Origin of the sequence: Peptostreptococcus anaerobius 653-L (assembly GCF_000178095.1) — a bacterium.
Lineage (GTDB): Bacteria > Bacillota > Clostridia > Peptostreptococcales > Peptostreptococcaceae > Peptostreptococcus > Peptostreptococcus anaerobius.
Genome location: NZ_ADJN01000043.1, coordinates 24,814 through 46,216, shown reverse-complemented (window position 1 = coordinate 46,216; position 21,403 = coordinate 24,814). Strand labels below are relative to the sequence as shown.

Annotated in this window: 22 protein-coding genes; 18 read left to right on the top strand and 4 right to left on the bottom strand. The window is 36.1% G+C overall.

The annotated features are described in order from the left end of the window. The first annotated feature begins 80 nt into the window (after positions 1-80). The 16 genes from xseA (at position 81) to HMPREF0631_RS04595 (ending at position 16,360) form a co-directional block, all read left to right on the top strand. Entirely contained in the window at positions 81-1,280 is a 1,200-nt protein-coding gene (gene xseA / locus HMPREF0631_RS04670) for an exodeoxyribonuclease VII large subunit (protein ID WP_002843731.1), read from the top strand. Beyond that, the gene (gene xseB / locus HMPREF0631_RS04665) at positions 1,271-1,570 is read left to right on the top strand and encodes an exodeoxyribonuclease VII small subunit (protein ID WP_002843813.1); all 300 of its coding nucleotides are present in this window, start codon (positions 1,271-1,273) and stop codon (positions 1,568-1,570) included. Before xseA ends, xseB begins: the two co-directional genes overlap by 10 nt. Continuing rightward, the gene (locus HMPREF0631_RS04660) at positions 1,570-2,457 is read left to right on the top strand and encodes a polyprenyl synthetase family protein (RefSeq protein ID WP_002843794.1); all 888 of its coding nucleotides are present in this window, start codon (positions 1,570-1,572) and stop codon (positions 2,455-2,457) included. The genes xseB and HMPREF0631_RS04660 overlap by 1 nt, the downstream gene beginning before the upstream one ends. A 43-nt stretch (positions 2,458-2,500) precedes the next feature. Next, positions 2,501-2,935: a divergent PAP2 family protein gene (locus HMPREF0631_RS04655; RefSeq protein WP_002843789.1), complete on the top strand. Its 435-nt coding sequence runs from the start codon at positions 2,501-2,503 to the stop codon at positions 2,933-2,935. Positions 2,936-2,961: 26 nt separating this feature from the next. Continuing rightward, entirely contained in the window at positions 2,962-4,926 is a 1,965-nt protein-coding gene (gene dxs, locus HMPREF0631_RS04650) for a 1-deoxy-D-xylulose-5-phosphate synthase (protein ID WP_002843742.1), read from the top strand. A gap of 9 nt (positions 4,927-4,935) precedes the next feature. Further along, a complete protein-coding gene (locus HMPREF0631_RS04645) occupies positions 4,936-5,814 on the top strand; it encodes a TlyA family RNA methyltransferase (protein WP_002843748.1) in 879 nt (292 codons plus the stop codon). Positions 5,815-5,846: 32 nt separating this feature from the next. After that, complete coding sequence (gene recN, locus HMPREF0631_RS04640) at positions 5,847-7,556, top strand: DNA repair protein RecN (RefSeq protein WP_002843830.1); 1,710 nt, start codon at positions 5,847-5,849, stop codon at positions 7,554-7,556. Beyond that, positions 7,547-8,668, top strand: coding sequence for a putative cytokinetic ring protein SteA (gene steA / locus HMPREF0631_RS04635; RefSeq protein ID WP_002843847.1), 1,122 nt, complete (start codon positions 7,547-7,549; stop codon positions 8,666-8,668). Before recN ends, steA begins: the two co-directional genes overlap by 10 nt. Before the next feature lie 12 nt (positions 8,669-8,680). Further along, positions 8,681-9,547, top strand: a complete 867-nt coding sequence (locus HMPREF0631_RS04630; RefSeq protein ID WP_002843780.1) for a copper transporter — start codon at positions 8,681-8,683, stop codon at positions 9,545-9,547. A 119-nt stretch (positions 9,548-9,666) separates the two neighbouring features. Beyond that, the gene (locus tag HMPREF0631_RS04625; protein WP_002843808.1) at positions 9,667-10,356 is read left to right on the top strand and encodes a glycosyltransferase family 2 protein; all 690 of its coding nucleotides are present in this window, start codon (positions 9,667-9,669) and stop codon (positions 10,354-10,356) included. A 2-nt stretch (positions 10,357-10,358) separates the two neighbouring features. Continuing rightward, the gene (locus HMPREF0631_RS04620; protein WP_002843805.1) at positions 10,359-11,186 is read left to right on the top strand and encodes a glycosyl transferase; all 828 of its coding nucleotides are present in this window, start codon (positions 10,359-10,361) and stop codon (positions 11,184-11,186) included. A gap of 13 nt (positions 11,187-11,199) precedes the next feature. After that, a complete protein-coding gene (locus tag HMPREF0631_RS04615) occupies positions 11,200-12,273 on the top strand; it encodes a DUF3866 family protein (protein ID WP_002843800.1) in 1,074 nt (357 codons plus the stop codon). 8 nt (positions 12,274-12,281) lie between these two features. After that, positions 12,282-13,100 (top strand): purine-nucleoside phosphorylase, encoded by an 819-nt coding sequence (locus HMPREF0631_RS04610; protein WP_002843839.1) that lies wholly within the window; start codon positions 12,282-12,284, stop codon positions 13,098-13,100. A 66-nt stretch (positions 13,101-13,166) separates the two neighbouring features. After that, positions 13,167-14,333 carry an endolytic transglycosylase MltG gene (gene mltG / locus HMPREF0631_RS04605; RefSeq protein WP_002843745.1) on the top strand — a complete coding sequence of 389 codons (1,167 nt, stop codon included), beginning with the start codon at positions 13,167-13,169 and terminating at the stop codon, positions 14,331-14,333. Between the two features lie 97 nt (positions 14,334-14,430). Beyond that, positions 14,431-15,075 (top strand): O-methyltransferase, encoded by a 645-nt coding sequence (locus tag HMPREF0631_RS04600; protein WP_002843827.1) that lies wholly within the window; start codon positions 14,431-14,433, stop codon positions 15,073-15,075. A 13-nt stretch (positions 15,076-15,088) separates the two neighbouring features. Then, complete coding sequence (locus tag HMPREF0631_RS04595; RefSeq protein WP_002843751.1) at positions 15,089-16,360, top strand: peptidase U32 family protein; 1,272 nt, start codon at positions 15,089-15,091, stop codon at positions 16,358-16,360. A gap of 77 nt (positions 16,361-16,437) precedes the next feature. Here the strand turns inward: HMPREF0631_RS04595 and HMPREF0631_RS04590 are convergent, their stop codons facing one another. The 4 genes from HMPREF0631_RS04590 to HMPREF0631_RS04575 form a co-directional block, all read right to left on the bottom strand. Continuing rightward, a complete protein-coding gene (locus HMPREF0631_RS04590; protein WP_242821661.1) occupies positions 16,438-16,992 on the bottom strand; it encodes a hypothetical protein in 555 nt (184 codons plus the stop codon). Between the two features lie 144 nt (positions 16,993-17,136). Then, on the bottom strand, positions 17,137-17,661 hold the full coding sequence (locus HMPREF0631_RS04585) for a pilus assembly FimT family protein (RefSeq protein ID WP_002843784.1): 525 nt from the start codon (positions 17,659-17,661) through the stop codon (positions 17,137-17,139). After that, positions 17,627-18,232 carry a hypothetical protein gene (locus HMPREF0631_RS04580; protein ID WP_002843854.1) on the bottom strand — a complete coding sequence of 202 codons (606 nt, stop codon included), beginning with the start codon at positions 18,230-18,232 and terminating at the stop codon, positions 17,627-17,629. Before HMPREF0631_RS04580 ends, HMPREF0631_RS04585 begins: the two co-directional genes overlap by 35 nt. Before the next feature lie 38 nt (positions 18,233-18,270). Then, positions 18,271-18,744, bottom strand: a complete 474-nt coding sequence (locus tag HMPREF0631_RS04575; RefSeq protein WP_002843773.1) for a hypothetical protein — start codon at positions 18,742-18,744, stop codon at positions 18,271-18,273. Positions 18,745-19,114: 370 nt separating this feature from the next. Between HMPREF0631_RS04575 and HMPREF0631_RS10175 the strand changes: the two genes are divergently transcribed. Together HMPREF0631_RS10175 and HMPREF0631_RS04565 are read left to right on the top strand one after the other, a co-directional pair. Further along, a complete protein-coding gene (locus HMPREF0631_RS10175) occupies positions 19,115-20,716 on the top strand; it encodes a sensor histidine kinase (RefSeq protein ID WP_002843753.1) in 1,602 nt (533 codons plus the stop codon). Continuing rightward, positions 20,697-21,308, top strand: coding sequence for a response regulator transcription factor (locus HMPREF0631_RS04565; RefSeq protein ID WP_002843765.1), 612 nt, complete (start codon positions 20,697-20,699; stop codon positions 21,306-21,308). Before HMPREF0631_RS10175 ends, HMPREF0631_RS04565 begins: the two co-directional genes overlap by 20 nt. Positions 21,309-21,403 lie beyond the last annotated feature (95 nt).

Below are 21,403 nucleotides of genomic sequence, written 5' to 3'. Positions count from 1 at the left end.
GTATGAGACCTAATACGTTGACCTGTCAGCAGAATTGTTCTATAATATAAATTAGTGTACTATGCAAAAAGGAGTGTATTATGAAGCTAAGACCATTGGAAGTATCAGAGTTAAATTCATATATTAAGAAGTTGATAGCTGACGAACCTATACTTGGCAATGTCATGGTAAAGGGAGAGGTTTCAAACTTTAAAATACACTCATCAGGTAATGTATACCTGTCTTTAAAGGACAAGGATTCAAAGGTCAACTGTATCATCTTAAGGCGTAACTTTGCCCAAGATATGGTGATCAAGGACGGAACTAAGATTATAGCATCGGGAAGTGTAAGGGTCTATGAAAGAGACGGTGCCTACCAACTATATATCAATAGTGTAGAGGTTGAGGGCATGGGTAATCTTTACTACCAGTACCTACAGATGAAGGAGAGACTGGAAAAGGAAGGCCTATTCAGTCCTATGCACAAGAAAAAGATACCTAGGTTTCCAAAGGTCATAGGTGTTATAACATCGCCTACAGGGGCTGTTATAAGAGATATCATAAATGTCGTCTCGAGAAGGTATCCTAGAGTTGAAATCAAGCTATTTCCGGTCTTGGTACAAGGTGAGAGGTCTGAAGAGTCTTTGATAAGGGCCCTGGACTTTTTCAATAGAAGAGATGATATAGATACTATCATAATTGGTAGGGGTGGTGGATCTTTGGAGGAGTTATGGTCCTTTAATAGCGAGGCTCTTGCTAGGAAGATATTCGATTCAAAGATACCTATTATATCTGCTGTTGGCCATGAGACTGACTATACAATATGCGATTTTGTTGCTGACCTCAGGGCACCGACTCCATCTTCTGCGGCTGAACTTGCCACACCAGACCTAAAGGACTTGTTAGCAAGTCAAGATATATTGGTCAAGCGTATGTCAAGGGCTGTTTCTAACAAGATAGAAATTGAAAGGCAGAAAGTGTCAAGAAGCATAGAAAAGACTCATACAATAGTTCAAAAGGACATGATTGATATGAGTTATGTAAGGCTTGACAGGATGCAGGAGAGGATGGCAGCTTCTGTAGATAGGAGAATGGTTGACTACAAGAACAAGCTGAGCCTTATAGGTGTGTCTATGGGTAACCTAAACCCATTCTCCGTAATGGACAGGGGCTATTCAGTCGTTGAATCGAGCGGTGGCCTGGTGCAAAAGACCACAGATGTTGAGCTTGGAGAAGATATAGATATATTGCTGAGTGATGGCAGTTTAAGGTGCCAGGTAAAGGAGAAGATATGCAGATAGAAAAATCTACTGACGATAAAAATATAAATATGGATCCACTAGCAAGTGATGTACAAAGAGGTGACGGACAAGCTGGGCAAGTGGAGGAGCTTTCATACGAAGAAGCATTTTCTAAGATGGAAGACATTTTAAGTAAATTAGAAGCAGGTAATATAAAACTTGACCAGTCTTTAGACCTCTATGAAGAGGGTATAAAACTTTATAAGCATTGCAATAAAATACTTAATGAAGCAGAGCTAAAGGTGACCAAGTTTAACAGCTTGCAAGGGGAAGAAGGTGTGGACCTTTAATGGATTTTAAGAAGGAACTAAAAGAAAGAAGTATATATATAGAAGACAAGATAGAGTCCTATTTACCTAAGGAGGAAGGATACCAAAAGACTATTTTTGAGGCTATGAACTATAGTTTAAGGGCTGGAGGTAAGAGGCTTAGACCAATACTGCTTATGGAGGCCTACAAGCTTTGTCAGGGGCAAGGAGAGGATTTTGTTCCATATAGTGTAGCTATGGAGATGATCCATACATATTCGTTGATACATGATGATTTGCCTGCCCTAGACAATGATGACCTAAGACGTGGCAAACCTACAAATCATATAGTATTTGGTGAAGCTATGGCTATATTGGCGGGGGATGCCTTACTCAATACAGCCTATGAGACTATGCTAAATGCAGCCTTCAAGCATTCAAGACCAGAGATTAGCCTTAGGGCAGCCTACGAGATATCTAGGGGGGCTGGTATATATGGCATGATAGGTGGTCAGGTAGTAGATGTTGAAAGTGAAGACAAGAAAATAGACAAGGACAAACTTGACTATATACATATGAACAAGACTGCCGCTATGATTGTAGGATCTGTGAGAGCAGGTGCTATACTAGCTGGTATAGACGAAGATAGACTTGAAAGCCTGACAAAGTATGCTGAGAATATAGGGTTAGCCTTTCAGATAGTAGATGATATACTAGATATAGAAGGTGATGAAAAACTCCTAGGTAAGAGGGTAGGTAGTGACCTAGACAATGACAAGTCCACATACCCAAGTTTGCTAGGCATAGATGCGTCAAAAAAAATAGTTGAGAATTTGATAGAAGAGGCAAAAACATCTCTGGAGGTATTTGCCAGCGATGCCGAGTTTATGAATGCCTTGGCAGACTTTATTAGGGATAGACAAAACTAGCTTACACTAAATTAAGTTTTTATTTAATAATGGGGGAAAGAGTATGGATTATTTATTGGGCTTTTTTTCGAATAAAATGCTTTGGACAAGTATTTTCGCTTGTTTTATGGCTCAGTTTTTAAAAATGTTTTCTGGAGAAAAGAAATTTGATTTAACTAGGATTATAACATCGGGAGGTATGCCGAGTTCACATAGTTCATTTGTGACTTGTCTGTCAACAATGCTAGGTGTAAAATACGGTTTTAACTCTGATATCTTTGCAATCGCTGCTGTTTTTTCATTTATAATAATGTATGATGCCTCAGGAGTTAGACAGGCTGTAGGCAAACAGGCGACAATTATTAACAAGCTGGTAGAGGACTGGCACAATAAAAAGGCAATAGAACAGGAAAAATTAAAGGAATTGATAGGTCATACTCAAAAACAGGTATTTTTTGGTGCTATGTTGGGTATTGCACTAGGCCTGATTTTTTCCTAACGCCTTATTAGAAAATAGGTGATGGTATGTATGAAATATTATCTGGTGTTAACTCACCTGAAGATATAAAAAAACTGAATAACAAAGAACTTGAAGAACTATCAAAGGAGATCAGGAAGTTTCTGGTAAAGAAAATCTCTGTAACCGGTGGCCACTTGGCATCTAATCTTGGGGTTGTAGAGCTTACTTTGGCCCTACACAAGGTATTTGATAGTCCTAAAGACAAGATAGTGTGGGATGTGGGGCACCAGGCCTATGTCCACAAGATATTGACTGGACGTAAGGGGGGATTTGATTCCCTAAGACAGTACCGTGGTATGTCGGGATTTCCTAAGGAATCTGAAAGCGACCATGATGCATTTGATACTGGTCACAGCTCGACATCTGTATCAGCAGCCTTGGGTATGGCAGTTGCAAGAGATATCAAGGGCGAGGACAACCAAGTCATAGCTGTAATAGGTGATGGGGCAATAACGGGTGGAATGGCCTTTGAAGCCCTGAACAACCTAGGTTTTACAAAGAAAAATATGATAGTTGTCTTTAATGACAACGAGATGTCTATAGACAAGAATACAGGGGCATTTTCCGACTATATGTCCAAGATAATGAGGTCGAGCGATACCCTGAACCTAAAGGAGAACATAGACAAGATAATGAATATGACCCAGATGGGTGAGAAGATATCTAGAAGGGCTAATAAGCTTACAGAATCTATACTGACATCTATATCACCACAAGAATGTGGTCTTATAGATGCTATGGGTATCAAGTATTTTGGACCAATTAATGGTCATAACTTAGGTGAATTAATAGAGACCTTCAAGTATATGAAGTGTATAGATGGACCTAAATTTGTCCATGTCAAGACTGTAAAAGGTAAAGGCTATAGGTATGCAGAGCAAAAACCTGAGAGTTACCATGGTGTGAGCAGTTTTGATTATAAGATTGGAGTACAATCTTCTGGTAAAAATTCAATATCAAAGGTTGTTGGTATGACTCTTACTGAGATGGCCAACTACAATGAAAATATAGTAGCCATAACAGCTGCTATGCCTACAGGTACAGGACTTAATTTCTATGAGAAAGTCCACCCAAACAGGTATTTTGATGTTGGTATAGCTGAACAACACGCAGTCACCTTTGCTGCTGGACTTGCAAAATCAGGTATGAAGCCGTATTTTGCAGTTTATTCTACATTCTTGCAGAGGGCCTATGACCAGCTGATACATGACGTATGTATCACTAAAAAGCCAGTTACCTTCCTTATAGATAGGGCAGGGCTAGTGGGCAATGATGGGGAGACCCACCACGGTGAATTCGACCTATCCTACCTCAACTTGGTGCCAAATATTTGTGTAATGGCACCAGCTGATACAAAGGAGATGATAGATATGATAAAGTTCTCTCAGAGGCTTGATATGCCAATAGCTATCAGGTATCCAAGAGGGAATGAATACTATATAGACTATAGGAAGTATCCTAATTTGAATATAAATAGTGACACTCAATCATCGGACATATCTCAACCACTGGACATATACAGTCTAGGTAAGCCAAGAATAATATATGACGGATATAGGGATAATGAAAAGATTGACGGCCATAAAAATAAAAGACTATTAGTTATGACTATAGGTAATATGTTAGAGCCAGCCCTAGATGTCATCAACGACTTGGTTGGAGATTCCTATTATGGTGATTTTGAGTATAGGATACTAGATGCTAGATATCTAAAGCCTTTAAATGAAGAGGTTTATTTGGAATATATAAGAGATGCTGACCATATTGTTACTATAGAAGACAATGTAGTGACTGGAGGCTTTGGTTCAAGGATAGGTTCATTACTTACAGACAATGACATTAGGACAGGCCTTGATAGGATAGGTATTCCTGAACAGTTTGTAGCCCATGGTAGTGTTGATGAATTAAGAAAAGAGATTGGACTTAGCACAGGGGCTATAAGTGCTAGGATAAAAGATATATTAAAATAGGGGAAGATTATGAAGAAGAGAATTGATGTGCTACTAGTAGATTTCGGATATTTTGCTAGCAGGGAACAGGCTAGAAGAACTATAATGGCGGGAAATGTGTTTGTAAATAACCAAAGGGTTGATAAGCCTGGTACTGCAGTCAAGATTGACTCAGAGATACTTGTAAAGGGGAAGCAGATTCCTTATGTAAGTAGGGGTGGTCTTAAACTGGAGAAGGCTGTCAACAACTTTGATTTAGTATTAAAAGACAAGGTCTGTATGGACATAGGAGCCTCCACAGGTGGATTTACAGACTGTATGCTACAGAATGGAGCTGTAAAAGTATACTCTATAGATGTGGGCTATGGTCAGTTGGCTTGGAAGCTAAGAGAGGACGAGAGGGTTGTCTGCATGGAAAGACAGAACATACGTCACCTAGATGAGAGTTTATTAGATCCTAGACCAGACTTTGCATCAATAGACGTGTCATTTATATCTCTTAAAAATGTCTTACCAAAGGCTTGGGCCTCACTTAAGATGGGGGGCAGGATTGTAGCCCTAATCAAGCCACAGTTTGAAGCTGGTAGGGAAAAAGTAGGTAAAAAGGGAGTCGTAAGAGAGCCTTCAACCCATATAGAGGTAATAGACAGGGTATCTAAAATAGCAGTTAAGGAAGGTTTTAAAATACTTGACCTTGACTATTCTCCTATCAAGGGGCCAGAAGGTAATATAGAATACCTGATATACCTTGAAAAGATTGAAGATAAGTTAGAACTTGAAGATTGTGTCTTGGTTGATGATATAGTAATAGAGGACAAGTATCTTCCAAGTGAGAACAATAACTATGAGGACTACTATAGTAGGATTGAGAAGCTGGTAGAGGAGTCTCATTCACTTGACAATAAATAGGAAAATAGCCAGAGACATTGGCGGAGGTAGCTATGATTTACGAACTATATATAAAGAACTGCGCCCTAATAGAAGAGATGAGGGTGGAGTTTGGTAAACAACTTAATATTCTTACAGGTGAGACCGGTTCGGGTAAATCTATTATTTTGGGAGCCCTTAACCTTTGTCTCGGCGGTAAATATGATAGGACCTTCCTTAGAAAGGGGCATAAGGATGGTTTGGTCGAGGCCCTTATATACACCAAAAATGAAAGATTTATAGGGTCTTTAAGGGAATTTGGTGTCGAAATCGACATAGAAGAACCTATCATAGTGTCCAGAAGACTATTTGATGATGGTAAGACCACGACAAGGGTCAATGGCAAGAACATAAGGGTTTCTGACCTTAAAAAGTCTATGGGCTACCTTGTGGATATGCATGGTCAGCACCAAAACCAGGCCCTATATGACAGAGACAACCATCTTGAGTTTTTGGACCTATACGCCAAGGATTCTATTCAAAGAGAATTAAGCAACTACAAGAAGGTATTTGAAGAGTACAGGGATATTAAAAGAGAAATCCTTAGGTTAAATGATAACAAGTCTGACAGGGAAGTCCAGAGGGAAAAAGACTTGCTTGAATTTCAAATAAAGGAAATATCATCTGCCAAGCTAGATGAAAAGGAATACGAAGACCTAAAGTCTAGAAGAGATGTGTTTTTGAACAGTGAGAAAATATATAATGCCCTTGCCCAGTCCTATGAGTTGATGCATGAATCGGAGTACAGTGCTGATACTATAGCAGGCAAGGTTGAAGTACTCATGTCTCCACTTGGAAAATATGATTCAAGGCTTGAAGAGATGAGGTGTCAGAGCGAGAAGATAGCAATAGAGATTCAGGATCTAGCTCAAGATATGAGGTCATATATGTCCAGTATAGATTTTGACCCAAATGTTTTAAATGAGATTGAAAATAGGATAGATACTATAAACAACTTAAGACGAAAATATGGAGATACCATAGGAGAAATCCTAGAATACTATGATAGGATTGTAAAAAGACTAGACGATATAGAGAATAGGGAAGAAAAAAACAAGATTCTTCAGGACAAGCTATCCAAAAAACTTGTAGAGCTTGAAGGGGTAGCTAAGATACTTTCAGACAAGAGAATGAAGGTAGCAGAGAAACTTGAAGAAAGCCTTTTGTCTGAACTTGTATCACTAAATATGAAAAATACAAGATTTAAGGTTATTTTTAAGAAAATAGACTATAATGATAATGGATATGACGATATAGAATTTTATGTATCATTCAACTTGGGTGAAGACCTTAATCCTTTAAACAAGGTCGCATCAGGTGGTGAGATGTCAAGATTTATGCTTGCATTTAAAAATATTATTTCTGATGTCGATAAAATAGAGTCGATGATATTCGATGAGATAGATACAGGCATAAGTGGAAGGGCAGCTCAAGTTGTTGGAGAAAAGCTTGCCAAGATATCTGAAAACAAGCAGGTTGTGTGTATTACCCACCTACCTCAGATAGCCGCTTTTGCTGATGATCACTATTATATAGAAAAGCATATTGAAAATAAAAGAACGTTCACAGGCCTTTGCCATCTAGAAGAAGATGGACAGATTGATGAAATTGCTAGGTTGATATCAGGCAAGATAATATCAGACAAGACCCTAGAACACGCAAGGGAGATGCTCTATGGAGCAAGAGAAAGCAAAATGAATTTTAGGAGGGAAAAATGCGAGTAGAAGCAAAGTTAAAAAAAGATAGAAAAACTAAAAAGCTCGCAAAAAGAATAGAGCCAGGTCAAATAGCGGTAATCAATCATATAGATATTGACGAGGTGGCAGCCAATTCTTTAGTTGAAGCAAAAATCAAGCTGGTAGTAAACGCTGACAAGTCTATAAGTGGTAGGTATCCTAATGCAGGGCCTAGAATACTTGTAGATAATAACATACTTATCGTTGACAACATAGGTATAGATGCCTTTGATGACCTACAAGAGGATGATTTTATTGTGGTCGAAGATGGAGAAATCTATAGAAGGGATAAGTTGATAGGTCGTGGAGAAGTCATGGACAAGGAAGTTGTCGATGAAAAGATTAGACTAGCCTACGAAAATATAGGTCAGGAGTTGGACAGATTTATAGACAATACAATAGAGTATGCCAAGAGGGAAAAGGGCATGATACTTGGAGATGTAGAGATACCTAAGATGTCCACTAAGTTTGCTGATAGGCATGTTCTAGTAGTTGTAAGGGGTCATAACTACAAGGATGACCTACACGCAATGATCAACTATATAGAAGAAGTCAAGCCAGTTCTAGTAGGTGTAGATGGTGGAGCAGATGCCCTTATGGAGTTTGGTTACAAGCCAGACCTAATAGTAGGAGATATGGACAGTGTAAGCGATGAGGCCCTTATGGCAGCGGACGAAATACTTGTCCACGCCTATGTAGATGGTAGGGCTCCAGGTCTAAAGAGGGTTGAGGACCTAGGATTAAAGGCTGTTGTCATGCCTTCTCCGGGAACTAGTGAAGACATAGCTATGTTGGTTGCCTATGAATACAAGGCCCAGCTGATTGTAGCCCTTGGAACCCATTCAAATATGATAGACTTCCTAGAAAAGGGTAGAAAGGGTATGGCATCAACATTTCTTGTAAGACTGAAGATAGGTGATAGGCTAATAGATGCCAAGGGTGTGAGTATGCTATACAAGTCAAGGTTAAAGATTAAATATATAGTTGCTCTAATACTGACAGGTTTGTTCCCAGTGTTGATAGTTGCATCTCTATCTCCAAAGGTACAGACATTTATGCAATTATTACAAATAAAGATGAAATTATTACTACAGATGTAGGGGGGAAAGAGTATGCATATTAATTTTAAGTATTTTATCGTGTCAATAGGGTCTATATTTTTAGCCCTAGGTATCGGTATATTGATAGGATCTAATCTAGGAACAAACGAGGCAGTTGAAGAAAAGAATGCTTCGATAATAGAAGAGATAGATACCAAGTTTAACCAGTTAAAGGAAAAAAATGATCAGCTAAAGGCAGAAAATGAAACCTTTAAAAAGTCTATATCAAATGCTAAGGCCTTAATAACAAATAAAGAAATAAACCTAAGCCAGTATGAGCTTAAGGACAAGCAAATCGGTATTATATCTTTCAATGAAAGGGAAGACACTAGCAATATAGAAACTGCAGCCAAAAATTCTGGAGCAAATATTGCCTTTAACGTTCAGATTAATGAGTCTATTTTAGAAAAGGATGCCCTAAGCAAGGTCAATGAGAAACTATCACTTAACCTAAAGAATAGGGCTGATATAATGAAGTTAATAGCAAATTCAATAAAGACTTCAGGAACATCTCAAGAACTTGAAAAGTTACAGGAACTAGGGTATGTTAAGCTTGTAAGCTATAATGGTAACTATGACTCTGTTACAAACTTTGTCGTATATACAAACTCAAATACAAAGTTGAGTGACAAGTTTGCTATGCTAGAAAAACCAGTCCTAGAAAAATTCAGTCTTAACAAGCCAACTATAGCTATAACAACTAGCACATCAGATTCAAAATTATTGGAAAAGTATTCTGAGATGGATATGCCTAGTATAAACAATATAGATGACGCTAGTGGTAGGTTATCTATGATTATGCTGATGAAATATGGAGTAACATCAGGTAGCTACGGAAATCCAGCAGAAGGTACTGTATTGCTACCGAGTGAAAAATAGGACTAAGAAGTAGTACTATAAATCAGACTTATGAGATAGGTCGATAAAATATGACTATAAAACATGTCATATATAAAATATGACTATAAAACATGTCATATAATGCAAGGAGGTAAACTATGTTTACGAGTGTTATAATACCAGCCTATAACGAGTCAGAAAGAATAATAAAGACTCTTGATGGTATAGCGAATATAGAAGAGATAAATGAGATAGTTGTAGTTGATGACGGATCGAGTGACGATACTGCTGAATTACTTAGAAACTACAAGCTAGACAAGCTTATTTTTAAAGAGCAGCCAACAAACCAGGGTAAGGGCAAGGCTCTTGAAAGAGGACTTGAAACTATAAGCCCAAAGGCAGAGGTCGTAGTGTTCTTAGACGGTGATGTAATGGAGACATCATCAGAGGTAGTCAAGATCATCAGACCAGTGGTAGATGGTGAATGTGATGTCGCTATTGCAAGATTTAGACCTGCCAAGAAAAAGGGGGGTATGGGCTTTGTAAAAAGACTTGCCAAGGAATCTGTATTTAAGATGACTGGAGTTGAACTCAACTCAACGATATCTGGGCAAAGAGCCTTTAAGAGAGAAGTAATAGAGAGATTTGATGGAATACCTGATGGATACGGTGTAGAAGTAGGTATGACTATAGATATACTAAAATGGGGATATACAGTTAAAGAGGTAATAGTAGATATGACCCACAATGAAACTGGAAGGGACCTAAGTGGATTTATCCATAGGGGTAAACAGTATCTCCATATTAAGAGAATAATTAACCAAAAGAAAAAAGAGTGGGGGAGATAATCGTGTACGATTACTTGATGTTGTTAGTTTTATTGTTGGTTGGAGTTGGTGTAAGTGTCATCTCGATACCAATGGTAAAATATATGTTAGAGTCATGTGGACTTATAAGGAAAAATTATAGGGGAGAGATGATTCCGGTTGGAATGGGAATAGCATTTATCCCAGCCCTAATGGTAAACTCCGCAATATTAACTTACTTTAATATAGAACACGATAGACTCTTATTGATATTTGTATTGTTGTTTGCTGTTATGGCTATGGCATTTGCAGGTATAATGGATGATGCTATAGGAAACAGGGATGTCACTGGACTAAAGGGACACTTTTTATCCATGTTTAAGGGTAGGTTGACTACTGGTGGATTTAAGGCAGTACTTGGAGGTTTTATAGGTATAGTTGTATCTGCAGCTGTTGCAGATAATATACTAGGAGTTGTAGTCGGAACCTTGGTTGTTGCCTTAGCTACTAACTTTATGAACCTATTGGACCTAAGACCAGGAAGAGCTATTAAGGTATACCTAATTATAAGTATACTAGTACTGATATTTGCTGGCGACTTTAATAGGCAGTTGTATATGCTCCTATTACCAGGTGTTGTATCTTATTTTATATTTGACCTAAAGGCCCTATCAATGATGGGGGATGCCGGCTCAAATGTACTAGGTGTATTTATAGGAGTTATGATAGTGATATCATTTAGCATACAGGTTCAGCTTGTATGTCTGGTAGGACTTATTGCCATACACGTTCTTACTGAAAAATATTCACTGACTAAATTAATAGAACAAAATTCAGTACTCAACTTTATAGACAAGTTGGGTAGGAATTAGGAAGGATAATAATATGATTAGCAAAAGACTTGCAAAGGTAGTTTCTATAAAAAGTGAAAACGAAGAAATACAGGATTTAGTAGTAGAAATTGATTCTAAAGAGTCAAGGGCCTATAATTATGTGGCTATGACAGGACATGCTGATATAGGTGATTGTGTAGTTGTAAATACTACTGCTGTTGAACTTAGTCTAGGAACAGGTGGCTTTCACTATGTCATCCTAAATATGGACAAGCCCGAATCAAATTTAACACCTGGTGGTCATATTATGAAACTTAGGTATACTCCTCTTCAGATAAAGGTAGATTCTGTAGAAGAACAGGCTAGTCCTTATCATGATGTGTTTGCCGGCTTTGAATCACTAGATTCTCTGCCTGTAGCTGTAGGTGCCCTACATAGTATATTGCAACCTTTTGCTGCTACATACAAAAAATTTAAACCGGATGCCAAACTAGTGTATATTATGACAGATGGTGCAGCACTTCCTATTTCTTTTAGCAAAAACGTAGAAAACTTGAAAAAGGCTGGACTCATAGATAAGACTATAACTTATGGTAATGCCTTTGGTGGCGACTATGAGTGTATAAATATCTATACAGCCCTTATAACTGCCAAAGAAATTTGTAAGGCCGACTGCGTACTAGTTGCTATGGGACCTGGAATAGCAGGCACAGGAACTAAGTACGGATTTAGTGGTATAGACCAGGCTACAATATTGGATGCAGTGTCAAAACTTGGTGGTAGATCATATATGATACCTAGAATATCTTTTGCTGATAAGAGGGATAGACATAGGGGCTTGTCTCACCACACACTTACAATCCTAAAAGATATAGTAAACAATCCAACAAGGATAATAATCAACAAGGCCTATCAAGATGATAAGTTGGCTAGGATAAAGGAGCAGTTAGAGGAAAATGACCTATATACTAGCCATCAAATAATAGAGTATGACTACCAAGATACAAAGCTTGACCTAGATTCAAATAATATGAGGGTCAAGAGCATGGGTAGGTCATTTGATGAAGATAGAGAATTTTTTGAAGCTGCTTCAGCAGTTGCAGCCTATATGGGAAAGGAAGAGTAGGTGAATTTATGGATGAATATACAAATAATATAGATTTAAGCCTTGAATACATAAAAAGCGTTACAGATAAGGTACCTGAAATTGCCCTTATACTAGGGTCAGGCCTAGGAGATTTGGCAGACCAGATAGAGAATCCGACTATAATCAAGTACCAAGATATACCAGGTTTTATGACATCAGATGTTGAAGGTCACAAAAACCAATTGGTAATAGGTAGCCTATGTGGCAAGTGTGTCCTTGTTATGCAGGGGAGGTTCCACTACTATGAAGGCTATACACAAAAAGAAATAACATATCCAATAAGGGTATTTAAAAAGATGGGTATAAATAAACTACTTGTAACAAATGCTGCTGGTGGTGTCAACAAGACTTACAAACCGGGAGATTTGATGATAATCAAGGACCATATCAATTTTTCAGGATCAAATCCACTCATAGGAAAGAATGATCCAATAGGACCAAGATTTCCCGATATGTCAAACGGATACCACAAAGAAGGTAGGAGCTTGATCAAGGAATGTGCAGATAGACTTTCTATGGATATTAAGGAAGGTGTATATATGTATTTTTCAGGTCCTAACTATGAGACTCCAGCAGAGGTTAGAATGGCTGGAATACTTGGAGCAGATGCTGTCGGTATGTCTACGGTTCCTGAGGTATTGGTTGCCAACCATTGTGGCATGAGTGTATACGGTATATCGTGCATAACAAATATGGCAGCGGGTATACTGGACAAGCCGCTAGTGCATGATGAGGTAATCGAAACATCAAACCTAGTAAAGGATAGGTTTATTAGATTAGTTAAAGAGCTGGTAAAATCTATATAAACTTGCAATTTTATTTGAACTTAGTGTATAATAGTAAAATGATTATAATTGAGAGGAAAAAATATAGTGGATAAAAAAACATTGAAGAGAAAGACTCCTAATAAACCTATTAAAAAGTCTAAAAAAAGACGCAGAAAAGTTAATTTACTGAAAATATTGGTTTGCCTACTTGTGCTTATAGTATTGTTTTCGGGTGGATCTTACTACATGATGAAGACAGGATCACAACCAGTAGATCCTAACACCAAGGAAAGTCAGCTAGTAGATATACCAGAGGGCTCAAGTGTAAAGTCAATTGCAAGCCTATTAAAGGAAAAAGACCTGATCAAAAATAAACGTGTATTTGTTAAAAATGTAAGAGATACAGGCAAGGCTGAAAAAATAAAGGCCGGAAAGTACAAGTTGTCAAAGAACATGGACAACGACAAGATAATAGACAAGCTAGTAAGAGGTCAGATATACCAAGATGGTGTGAAATTTACAATACCAGAAGGTAGCATATCAACAGATATAGTTGCAAAGTTGGTAGCCAAGGGACTTGGACAAAGGGAAAAATTTGTAGACCTATATAGGAACCCTAGTAAGTTTGCTGATAAGTTCCCATTTTTAAAGGACACTAGGATAGCAACTCTAGAAGGATTCTTGTACCCAGAGACTTACTATTTCAAGAAGGGCACTAGCGAAAAGGAAATTTTTGAAAAGATGCTATCTGAGTTTTCTAGGGTCTACAAGGCAAGTGTAGAGCCAGCTGTCAAGAAGAACAACTATAATTTCTATGACACTATTATAATGGCATCTATAGTTGAAAAGGAAGCTGTAAATGATGAAGATAGGGATATAATAGCAGGTATATTCTACAATAGATTAGACAAGAAGATGAGACTACAGTCAGATGCTGTACTTCAGTATGGCCTACCACAGAGAAAGGGCAGGGTCCTGTATTCTGATTTAAAGGTAGAATCACCATACAACCTATACCTAAACAAAGGCCTTCCACCAACACCAGTTGCCAGTCCAGGTAAGAAGTCTATGGTTGCTGCAGCCAATCCTAAAAAGACAGACTACCTATACTTTGTTACAAATGTCAATGGTAAGAACTCATACAGCAAGACATTTGAGGAACACAAGGTAAGTGCTGACAAGTATCGTAAGGAAGCCTATGGTGAACAAGATGCAAAGGCAGCTCAAAAGTCTAAAGAGGAATCAACTACTGAAAAAAGTAGCAAAAACTAAAGTGACTAGATAACAGGGAGGGGCTACTTCCCTGTTTTTTAGAGAAAAATCAAAATAGGAGTAGATATGAGTAATATAGTATAGTATAGGAGTAGATATGAGTAATATAGTAAATGATTTGGTTGAAGACTATATAAGGAACATCTTAAAGGAAAATAAGTCTTTAATCCTTGAAATGGAAGAATACGCAAAAGAAAATAGCGTACCTATAATACACAAGGAAGTTGCAGAATTGTTGAGGTTTATATTGGACATACACAAGCCTAAGAGGATACTTGAAATTGGATGTGCAATTGGTTATTCTTCAATATTTTTTGCTACAGTACTAGGTGGCGATGTTGAGATAATAACAACAGAAAGAAATCCAGTGATGCTAGAAAAGGCATACGAAAATATAGAAAAGGCAGGACTTAAAGACAAGATAAAAATTCTTGTTGGAGATGCTGCACAGACCCTAAAGGACCTAGATGGAGAGTTTGATATGATCTTTATAGATGCAGCTAAGGGTCAGTACAAGATGTTCTACGATATGGTGACACCACAGCTAAAAAAGGGTGGCATTGTAATATCAGACAACATTTTGTATAAGGGAATGATTGCAAGTGATGATTTTGTGGTAAGAAGAAAAAGGACGATTGTAAAGAGAATGAGAGAATACCTAGACTATATATGCAGTCTAGAGGATGTGGATACATCAATCCTACCAGTAGGAGATGGAGTAGCCTTATCATACAAGAAATAAAGGAGTAAGTATAATGGAAAAAGTGGAATTACTAGCCCCAGCTGGCGACCTAGAAAGACTTAAAATAGCATTTGAATACGGTGCAGATGCAGTTTATCTTGGTGGAGAGAACTTTGGTATGAGAACAGCTGCCAAGAACTTCACTATAGAAGAGATTAAAGAAGGTGCAGATTTTGCACATGAGAGAGGTAAGAGGATATTTGTAACTGTAAATATCATACCTCATGACTCAGATTTTGAAGGATTTGAAGACTATATCAAGGACCTATCAGCAGCAGGAGTTGATGCCCTAATAGCATCAGACCCAGGTGTTATCCAGATAATCAGGGATATTTTACCAGATATGGAACTACATATATCTACACAGGCCAATACAACTAACTATAGGAGTGCAAATTTCTGGTATAATCTAGGAGCCAAGAGAGTGGTTGTAGCGAGAGAACTTTCTTTTGAAGAAGTAAAATCTATAAGAGACCACGCTCCAGAGGGCACAGATATAGAGGCATTTGTTCATGGAGCCATGTGTATATCATACTCAGGTAGGTGCCTAATATCAAACTATATGACAGGAAGAGATGCCAACAGGGGATCATGTGCCCAGTCATGTCGTTGGAAGTACAACCTAGTAGAAGAAAAAAGACCGGGAGAGTACTTCCCAATATATGAAGACGAGAGAGGGACATTCTTCTTTAACTCCAAGGACCTATGCATGGTAGAATTTATACCTCAGATAGTAGAAGCAGGTATAACATCCCTAAAAATAGAGGGTAGAATGAAGACTGCCTACTATGTAGCAACAGTTGTAAGAGCCTACAGGATGGCACTTGATGCTTACTATGCAGACCCTCAAGGATGGAAGTTTGATCCTATGTGGCTAGAGGAACTAAAGAAGGGAAGTCACAGGCACTTCACTACTGGATTCTTCAATGACAAGCCTGGAACTGAAGAACAGAACTACGCATCTGCATCATATGTACGTAACTACGACTTTATAGGTATTGTGGTATCAGACCAGGATGAAGATGGATATGCAGTAGTTGAACAGAGAAACAAGATGGTCATAGGTGATGAGATAGAAATCATAGGGCCATACACTCATACATTAGAGACAAAAATCGAAGAAATGTACAATGAAGAGGGAGAGACTATAGAGGCAGCTCCACATCCAAGACAGCTTGTAAAGATGAAGCTACCTAAGGGAGTTGGAAGGAACTTTATGCTTAGAAAGGCTATCGAAGGACCAGCAAGCAGTGAAGAAACTGGTGGATGTTCTGGCTGTAACTAATGGAAAATGAGGTTACATACCGAGGAGAGCTTTAAGGGTCGGATGGTATTGTAACCTCATTTTCATATGTTAGAATATTAGAAGTAGATTGTAAATTCCCTAGTCAGTTTGGACTTATCCTTTTCAAAAATAAGTTTGACTGAAAGGTATATCAGCTTACCCTCACCATCGAACACTGGCTTGACCAGCATTGACTTAAGGTGGTTGGCAACCTGAAACATAGTGTCATTTTTGATATATAAGGACCCATAGGAATTGACTAGTGATTTTTGAACTACAAAGTCCATAGTCATATAGTTATTATAAGTGAGATAGTCAATTGACCTTACTTGGTGGTAGTCGCTGTCATCTACAAACTTGCTACTGATAAGGCAGTCTATAGAATCCTCTAGCTCAAACCTTATAATATCTTCGGTCTTTATTGCAACCTCATTTAAATCAAATAAATTTGCTTGGTATTTTTGGATTTTTCTTGTAGATGATACCAGTAGGAAAATGCTAGATAAGACTATACATGATACACAAATATAAATCAGGCATTCTATCATAAGATATCCTTGCTTTTTGCTCCTATTATCTAAAATAGACACTTTATTTTTCTTGATTATTAAACCATTTATCAAAACTATCACCTACAATATTATCTATTACAAGAATAACTCATATATTATTCCTAAAACCATAATTCACATACATTACTCTTAAAACTATACTTTACATATATAATTCGTAAAACTATAATTGACATATATTATTTATAAAACAATACACATATACTATTTATCTATATCACTCCTGACACTTGGGCTAAGTTCAAGTAAGGCTAGTTTGTAGTCGCATGAATAAGAATGTACCCTCGAAGTACCCAGCATGAGGGTGATTCTTTCCGCCTTTTTCCTTGATGTGTCTATAATATAGAGACTGAGTGGGGTTGATGACCCGCCAGACCTATTAAGGCTACCTATATTAAATGTCATACTATCATATCCTATATAGATGTCCTTTTCTAGGATCCTTTTTTCCAATATACCACCCTTGTAATTTTCGATAGAGTATGACTTGTTTTGGGCGTCTATTTTGAACTTGTAGCTTACACTTGTATCTTGGGCCAGAACGATTGTATTCCTAAGGTCTGACTTTAGGTTGTTTATAGACTCATTAAAACGAAGGGCTCCTATGGGGTAGGATATGCTGGATATAGATAGGACAAGTCCAAGTAGGGATAGGCAGACAAGCATCTCAACAGCTGAAAATCCATCGGTCTTATTATTTATAGCTGAACAAGGTCTTAATTTCTTCATAGGTCAAATTCCTCTTTTCCTCAGGAGTTTTTATATTGTATTTTAGGTAGGGGTTGATTATCTGGCACCTCTTAGATATATACCTTTGAATATAGTCTTTTTTACTAGTGAAATACTTGCCTGGCACATGCTTGGGGTCTAGTTCATCCTTGAAAATACAGGCTATGGAAAACTCTATGCTAGTATTATCAATATTGACCCTGCTGTTCTCAGCTATACTCTTGATAGTGACCCTCTCATCATTGTAATATTCCTTCTTGTAGACCCTCCTATGACCGAGTCTATCCATAGTTGCAAAGTATCTTTCAAACTCAGCAGCTGAATTTGTGGACTCATAGGCATATTTGATGGAGTATAGGTAGTTTATCTCGGCACAGACAGGACCGATTTTGGCTTCATAGTCATTTTGTGCAAGAGACCTACTAGACTTTTCATATCTCATCAAATTTTGGTATGCCAGCATGCTTGATATTATTATGATTACTAGTATGTTTAGGCAAATCAAACTACTAAGTGATACGCTGCCAGATTTATTTTTATTTGGTTTTATTTGTATTGGTATAGTATTCATACTCGTTCTTCCTTTAACATCCTAAATCCATAGGTTGATTATCTCACTATAAAGTAGGTGCTGGTCTTGTAAGTTCTTTTCTTGTCTGCAGCTGATATATCTAGCCTGTACATCTTAAAATTATCATCTAAAAGAGTGTATCTCTTTTCAAATAGGTAGCCATCTTTTTCATAGACAATAGGATCGGCGCTGATTTCTTTATCGCTGTCGGGCTTTGACATTAGACTTACTGAGTGGTCTACCTCACTTCTTAGAATTTTGTATTGACTGTTCAAATCAACCGTATGTTTATTTATAAGAGATAGGTTGGCTAAATAGTTTGATACAATCAGGATACAAAGTGAAAGACTGAGGATTGCTAGGCACAGGTCTACCATAAGATATCCACTAGAAAAGCCTTTTGTCAAGTCGCCACCGGAAAAGTGTTTTACTTTAACAGGCATTGGTTTTAGCAATTTAATTTTATTCGTTTCTTGATACTTTATATAGGGTTTTAAATTTAAGTAGGTCATTATAACTCTCTTTCTCCCTTATTTTAAAGATATTCTTCCATATTTTAAAGCTAATTGTTTTATCAATATAGCTTATATTTCTTATACTTAATTTCCATATTTCACACTAGTAGTAGGGAAGGTATTATAATATAGGCTATTATTTTTAAAAATGAACCAAATATTGGTCCGATAATATAAATTCAAAGTGTGATTTAATATATTAGTAGTAACTTTAAATAATAATTTATATAGCTATCTTTATAACTTCTGTAGTATAATCAAAGAAGGAAATTATTGATTTTTTGTGAAAAATAAAGTCATTACAAGTAAGTAATATATATTTTGTTACTTGAAATATAAGTTAGAATATTTTATTTGAGGTGCTAAAATGAATAAAAAATTTAAGCAAAATATATTGGATAATAAATTTGTGTATCTATTAATATTTACTGAGGTAATCCTAACCTATATTGCATGTTCAGGCACTCTATACATGAGTATGAACATTGTCAATAAAGCTATTTTATCCTTTGGCTTGCTACTTATATATTTATCCAATTATCTATTGCTATTAAATAACAAAAACAAATTAATTATAAGAAATGCATTAACAGTAGCTGCTTTTACAATACTAACAATAATTGATATCATCTATTTTGATATGAGCGATAAATATTTTTATGAACTATTTAGTGCTCAGCTATTGATGGTATTTTTTATGGAAGACGCAGTAATAAGCTTACTAAGTAAAAATTTGTTTTTTAATGAAAGCATAAAAATTTATTTTTTCATTGCTTGGTTAATAGCTAGTATACTTACATATTTTAAAATTGTAAGTGGAATAAAGTTACTAATTATTTTAATGCCAATAGTTTACTCCTACCCACTAATATTTTTTATTATTAATTTAAAGAAAATAAAAAAATACAATTACACACAAGTGGACAAAGTATTTATTATAGGTGTAACGAATATGATTTTTTATTATTTTGCAAAATATTTTGCCTTCGAGACAAATGCGGATTTTTATATATTCTTTGTTTGTGTAGAGTTTGTGCTTATATTTAATATAATTAAGTCAGTATTCAGTAGTTATAGCCTTGTAGAAAAAATGAAACGAATTAGTACTAATAGGAATTATATATTATATTTGGTTACATCATTATTAATACTGGTTTTAGTTAAAAGTAGCATTATGGACAAAATCTTCGTGATTTTTAATTACCTTCTTTTGATGAGTGTAATAGATATTGCTATACATTTTAATATTTTCCAATATAGTGACAAATGTGTAGGATGTATGAAAAACAGTAGTCTATTTATTTCACATATTGAGAAATTGAAATATGATTCAATATTAGAAGATAAATACAGAAAAAAGCTATCAAAAATAATTCATGATGAAATATTACAGGATATTATCGCTCTTAAGATGGATTTGACTGGTAGGAAAAGTGAAATGGAGAATGATAGACTTATACTAATAACGGATAATATTATTAGAAATTTAAGAGGTAAAATAGATTATTTTGATCCTAAAATTCATCCTGAGAGGCCTTTATACACAACATATTGTGAAATACTAGACAATATATCTCATAGATACGATGACAAAGAAATGTTAGTTGAGTTTAATTGTGATAAAGACATCATATTGAACAAACCCTATGATAAGTTAGTGTATAGAATATTGCAAGAACTAGTTAATAATGCATATAAACATTCTTCTGGATATTTAATTGAAATAACATTAAGGGTAGGATATAGGGAAATTTTTATTACTATAACAAATTATGGAGATGATATTTATGATATAAATAAAGTGAAAAAGGGTCATTATGGATTGAATGGGTTAATAGAAGAAATAGAATCGTATGGAGGCAAATATACATTTGAATGTAAATTAGATAATGAAGATGAAAATACTGTTGTTACTGAGATAGTGATACCGATAAATAAGGAGATTGAATATGAAAGTTTTATTGATTGAAGACCATATATCTGTTAGCGAAGGTTTGAAAAGTAATTTGGAAAAATACGAATTTATTGAGGAGGTTTTTATTGTAGAGGATTTAGAGGTTCTGTCTAAAAACAATTTAATATCAAAGTATGATCTGGTATTGATGGACATTAATTTGGAAAGGTATAGAAATGAAAGTTACAGCAATGGCTTACTTTTAAGCAAAGATATATTAAAAAATAATACCAAAACTAAGGTTGTAATTTTGAGCGGATATGATAGTAACTATTTTAGGCGTACAGCTTGTGAGATAGGTGCAAGCGGTTATATTTGTAAAGATGAGCATGTCGAAGATATTGCTTATAAATTAAAAGCAATATATGAAAACGATACAAACAATATAACTTATGAAGTAGACATTGATGAATTGGATAACTTAGAAATTAAGATAGTGTCCTTGTATAGTAGTGGTTACAACAGAAAAGAGATTGCCAGAATAGTGGGGGTTAGCGATAGGACATTAGCTAATTATATGAATAAAATATACCAAAAATTACAGGTAAGGAATTATCAGGAAATGATTATAGAAGTTCACAAAAGGGGATATAGCATGATACTATAGTTCCTTGCATAAAAGTTAGTATAAATTTGATTGAGATAAATATATAATTTAATTGTAATGAAAAGAGATGTGTTAATGTAAGAACACTCTGGGAT